Genomic DNA, 1710 nt, shown 5'->3' with positions numbered 1-1710 from the left:
GTAGATCCTATGAGCAGGGGTCGTCGACGAACTGATACGTAAAATCAGAGTGTCGAGTGCTGTTCAAAGGAGAACATCATGCGCACGGATCAGACGTTCATGACGGGTGGTGAGGAAGTGGTGCTGGCGGTATCACTCGAGCTGGCTGCGGCGAAGTGGAAGGTCGCGCTGCACGACGGCCGGCGCGAGAAGCCGGCCGTGCACACGGTCGCGCAGCCGCAGGCCGCGGCGCGTCTGCAGGCGGTACTGGACCTGATCGAGGCGCACAAGGAGAAGTGGTCGCTCCCGGCTGGCGTACGCACCGTCGTCAGCTACGAAGCCGGCCAGGACGCGTTCTGGATCTGTCGCGCGCTGCAGGTGCGCGGCATCGAGTGTTATGTCGTCGATCCAGCGAGCATTCCAGTCGAACGCCACCAGCGACGCGCGAAGACCGACCGGCTCGACGTCATCAAGCTGGTGATCAACCTGCGCGCGTGGCTGCGCGGCGAGCGCGACCGCATGCACGTGGTTCACGTGCCGTCGCCGCAGGACGAAGCGTCGCGCCAGCTGATGCGCGATCGCGGGGAACTGCAGAAGGAAGTGCTGCAGCATCGCGACCGCATGCGCAAACTGCTGGTCACGCTTGGCTGCTGGGATGAGGTCGATCACAAGGCCTTTGCCGGCCGGCTCGCCCGTAACGAGGTGACGTGCCACGACGGCACGCCGCTGCCGCCCGAGTTGCGGGAGCGGCTGCTGCGTGAGTGTGAACGGCTGGCACTGGCGGAGCAGCAACTCGCCATACTCGAGAAGACGCGCCAGGCGAGCGTGCCGGCACCCGCGCGCCAGCGAAGTGATGACCTGGCGCGCCTGAAGGGGATTGGCGAAGTGGGCGCGTCGCGCCTCGCGCTGGAGCTGTTCTGGAGGGAGTTCAGCAACCGGCGCCAGGTGGGAGCGTGTGTCGGGCTGGTGCCGCAGCCGTACGACAGTGGCGAGAGCCAGGTCGACCAGGGGATCAGCAAGCAAGGCAACCGACGCGTGCGCGCGCTGCTGATCGAGATGGCGTGGAACTGGCTGCGCTACCAGCCTGACAGTGCGCTCGCGCAGTGGTTTAACCGGCGCACGCAGGGCACGGGCCCGAATCGTCGCGCGCGGCGCATCGCGATCGTCGCGGTGGCACGGCGCCTCGCGATTGCACTATGGCGCTATCTGAAGGACGGCGTGATTCCCGAAGGCGCACACCTAAAGTCGGCTTGAGTCCTCAGGTTTAGCAGGAAGGAGGTAAGGTTTGGCCAGGCAGTACGTAGCAGACAGTCTGGAGTGGACATGCCCGTGGGGATTCCTGGGTTGCTGACGCAACCGATTCATGTAGATGGGGCAATGTCCCGGATGATTCCGGCGCAACGCGCATGCAGGATGAGGCCGGCCACGCGCCGGCGGATAGAAGGTGGTCGGACGTCAAGTCTGACGCGCGCGATGATCGGCTTCAGACCTGGACACAAAATGCGCTTGCATGGTGGCGAGCGCAATAACTCGCGCCCGCCACCCTACGCCAGCATATCGCGCCTTCGCAGCGTCAAGGGGGTCCGCCGCGCCAGGCTTCGCCTGCCCTTGACCCCGCTCTACGGCGCTTCGGCGCGGAGGCGCCAGAAGGACCCGGCCGATGATTCGAGACCAAGTCACTTTATGAAAGGCCTTGACAACTTCCTGCTCATAGAAGGAATCCCCGTCCTT

1 protein-coding gene is annotated in these 1710 nt (G+C 65.0%); it reads left to right on the top strand.

Going from position 1 to position 1710, the window contains the following annotated elements; genetic code table 11:
- Window positions 1–78 precede the first annotated feature (78 nt).
- The gene (locus FVF58_RS50915; protein ID WP_149676974.1) at window positions 79–1233 is read left to right on the top strand and encodes an IS110 family RNA-guided transposase; all 1155 of its coding nucleotides are present in this window, start codon (window positions 79–81) and stop codon (window positions 1231–1233) included.
- The last annotated feature ends 477 nt before the right edge of the window (window positions 1234–1710 follow it).

This window comes from Paraburkholderia panacisoli (genome assembly GCF_008369935.1).
GTDB classification, from domain to species: domain Bacteria; phylum Pseudomonadota; class Gammaproteobacteria; order Burkholderiales; family Burkholderiaceae; genus Paraburkholderia; species Paraburkholderia panacisoli.
Note: the sequence above shows the minus strand (reverse complement) of the source record. Positions and strands in the feature narration are given on the sequence as shown.